This window comes from Halanaerobium sp., from assembly GCF_003070835.1.
This window is the reverse complement of the sequence record NZ_QBLR01000351.1, coordinates 1-3353: the sequence shown is the minus strand read 5'-3', so window position 1 is coordinate 3353 and position 3353 is coordinate 1. Positions and strand designations below refer to the sequence as shown.

Here is a 3353-nt window from a genome sequence, read left to right as displayed (position 1 = left end):
GCTTAGTTCCAAAATTATCACCTCGTTAATTTAATTATTACTAAAATAATAAATAATAATTAATCAAAAGATTTTTAAAATATGTTTATAACCAATATTTTTTGAAATTATTTATTATTTTTGGCTAGATTATCTAAATTATCTCCACTAAGTCTATATACAGTCCAATTTTTCATAGGTTTAGCACCAATACTCTTATAAAAATTAATAGATGATTTATTCCAGTCTAAACACCACCATTCAAATCTTTTGCAATCTCTATCTTTAGCAAGTTTTGCAAGAAATGATAACATTTCTTTTCCTAACCCTTTACCACGGACTTCCAGTTTAATATATAAATCTTCTAAATATAATCCAGCTTTACCAATAAATGTTGAAAAATTTTGGAAAAACAAAGCAAATCCAATCTCTTCTCCCTCATATTCCCCAATTATTACTTCTGCTTCTTTTTTAATAAACAGTGATTCATAAAGTACATTTTCAGTTGCAACAACTTGAGCTAATAATTTTTCATAATCAGCTAATTCCTTAATAAATTTTAAAATTAGAGCTACATCATCTTTTTCTGCAAATCTAATCTTAAAATCTTGTATATTTGTATTATACTTCATATTTATGCCTCCAATTATTAGTCACGTTAAAAATTGCTTTCTAATATCTGTAATAATTTTATATATTTAATCGAGTAGGAGGGAAATAATTAATTATTTCCCGTCCTCTCACACCACCACAGCATACCGTTCGGTACTGGGCGGTTCATTAAGTATTAATTACTTGTGCATATCTTTCCGTAAAACTAAAATATCCCAGTTTCTTTAATAGCTGGTTGGTAAAGGTTCTTGCAAGTATTGGGCTATTGGATATTCTCCAGTAGCCCTTTCTTGTGTTAGCATATTCCCAAGCTTTAGGTTCTTTAATACCCAGTTTCTTGAGCATCTTAAAGCGAGTTCTAACCCTCTCCCACCGCTTCCAGTAGCACATCCTTATTCTTCGTCTTGTCCACTGGTCAAGAGCCCTCATCTTGCTTTTCATATCAGCTATTTTATAATAGCTGACCCAGCCTGTAATCGTCTGCTTTAATTTCTTAAAGCGGTATTTCATTGTCCAGGGCTTACTTCTTGATGTGAGTTCTTTAATCTTTGTTTTGACTTTCTTGATTGATTTTGGATGGATTCTACCCCTTACTTCACCTTTCATTCGATAAAATGAAAACCTTAAGAATTTCCTTTTCCAGGGTCTGCCGACTGCACTTTTTGTTGTATTAACTTTAAGTTTTAGTTTCTTTTCAATAAATACAGTTAGACTTTTCATAACTCTTTTAGCCGCTTTCCTACTTTTAACATAGATCTGATTATCATCAGCATAGCGACAGAATTTGTGATTGCGTTTCTCCAATTCTTTATCCAGCTCATCCAGCATAATGTTACTAAGCAATGGACTTAAAGGCCCGCCTTATGCAAAGTAAGTTATTATGCTAAGCAAAAACAAAAACTGCTTATATTCCAAAAATTTTAGTTGATTTACTTTGCATAATGCCTCAAAATGATAGTAAGAGTTAATAACTCTAAATATTATTTTAGAAGGCATGTAATATGCAAAAATAAACCATTAAAAGTGCTGCTAAAAGAGCTTGAAAAGAAAATGCTCAAGAACTGGGTATATAGAAGACAGCATGAATTTTTACCGGAATCGCTGGCATCAAATTTAAAAATATCGTTGCATTATTGCAGACTTATATATCTGATAACAATCTAAACGTTCAGTGGAAAAACAAATATCCCCTGTTTATGAATAGCAGGCATAACAAACTGACAAAAGAAGGAGTAGCATATATTATTGCCAAATATGTAAAAACAGCTAGAGAACAATCCACAATTGTTCCGTCACAGTAAAGCTATGCATCTTTTGCAGGCAGGTGTGAATTTAATCTACATTCGTGATTTTTTAGGTCATGTAGATATCAAGACTACAGAAATCTATGCCAGAGCAGATACGGAAACTAAACGGAAAGCCATTGAAAATGCTTATCCAGATATTATTGAAAATGATTTACCTGAATGGAATAGAGATCCGGAATTACTTTCCTGGCTATCTAACTTGAAATAGCTTAAGTGATCTCAGATATTATGCAAAGCAAATGGAAACAGATCCCTTATATACTAACTAATTTTTAGGTTGCTTTGCATAATATTTTACTTTGCATAAGCCACCCTGCGGGCATCCTTCATCTGCTTTCTTGATTAAACCATCAATCATTACTCCCGAGTTAAGATAAGCTCTTATTAGTTTCAGCACTCTTTTATCCTGCACTTTTCTGGCTACTAAAGACATCAGTTTATCATGTTGAACAGTATCAAAATACTTTTCAAGGTCTATATCAACAACCCATGTATAACCATCATTTATATATTCTTTAGCTTTATTTACTGCCTGATGTGCATTTCTTCCAGGTCTGAACCCGTAACTATATTCTGAAAATTCTGGGTCAAATATTGGTGTCAGCTGTTGTGTTATTGCCTGCTGTATCATTCTATCTGTTACTGCCTAAATGCCAAGTAGTCTTACTCCACCACTGGACTTGGGTATTTCTACTCTTCTTACTGCCTGTGGTTTGTAGTTACCTCCCAGTACATCTTTCAAAAGTTGATTACCATTTCTTTTAAGGTAGGGTAGAAGTTCATCTACACTCATTCCGTCAATTCCATGGCTACCCTTATTCTTTACAACTCTTTTATGTGCATTATTAAGATTTGGAGCTGAAAGAATTTTCTCCATCAGATTACTGGAGTCTGCATTTTCACCGTTTCTTACTTTCGGCAACGCCGCGAAAACACTATGCACTCTCTCATTACTTCCAGCTTCCAGCCTTATCTCCTGAGAGCAGCCTTCATATGAAGTTGTCTGCTTTCTATGTGTTTCCGTCGAGTTGTTCAAATCTAAGAAACCTCCTAATGTTTCATCCTTCAATTGATGTAGATATCCATCAATCTACTATGACTTCTGCTGCATTCTGACAGTTTAGCTCTTACATTACTGCAGAGTTTATTGCTTAGAAATTCATCACCACAATATGCTATCAGAACCTTCCCTGGTTAAGAATATTTACTTTCACTTCATCTATCTGCTGTATTTACACTTCCTGTCTTGAATAGTTTTGGGTTTTGCTTTGTTTAGCAAGCTCACCCACAGGAATATGCCTTTTATACAGTTCGTATTCCTCAGACCAAAGCTTTGCCTCCAACTTCCTTCAGATTCCACCTCACGATGGACACCCTTGTCTTCAGCTAGTGGTTGGCACTATTAACCCCCACATCAGACTTTCACTGATTAGCAAATATTCATGCCAGGCAAAC

Annotated in this window: 1 protein-coding gene and 3 pseudogenes; 1 reads left to right on the top strand and 3 read right to left on the bottom strand. The window is 34.2% G+C overall.

All coding sequences use genetic code 11. The features are described 5' to 3' along the window. Positions 1-107 precede the first annotated feature (107 nt). Both CI949_RS18855 and CI949_RS21045 read right to left on the bottom strand, forming a co-directional pair. On the bottom strand, positions 108-611 hold the full coding sequence (locus CI949_RS18855) for a GNAT family N-acetyltransferase (protein ID WP_290769262.1): 504 nt from the start codon (positions 609-611) through the stop codon (positions 108-110). 148 nt (positions 612-759) lie between these two features. Further along, positions 760-1452, bottom strand: a pseudogene (locus CI949_RS21045) (group II intron maturase-specific domain-containing protein); the annotation flags it as partial. 254 nt (positions 1453-1706) lie between these two features. Between CI949_RS21045 and CI949_RS21040 the strand changes: the two are divergent. Then, positions 1707-2106, top strand: a pseudogene (locus CI949_RS21040) (tyrosine-type recombinase/integrase); the annotation flags it as partial. A gap of 99 nt (positions 2107-2205) precedes the next feature. Here CI949_RS21040 and CI949_RS21035 read toward each other — a convergent pair. Further along, positions 2206-2934: pseudogene (locus CI949_RS21035) on the bottom strand (reverse transcriptase domain-containing protein); the annotation flags it as partial. Between the last annotated feature and the right edge of the window lie 419 nt (positions 2935-3353).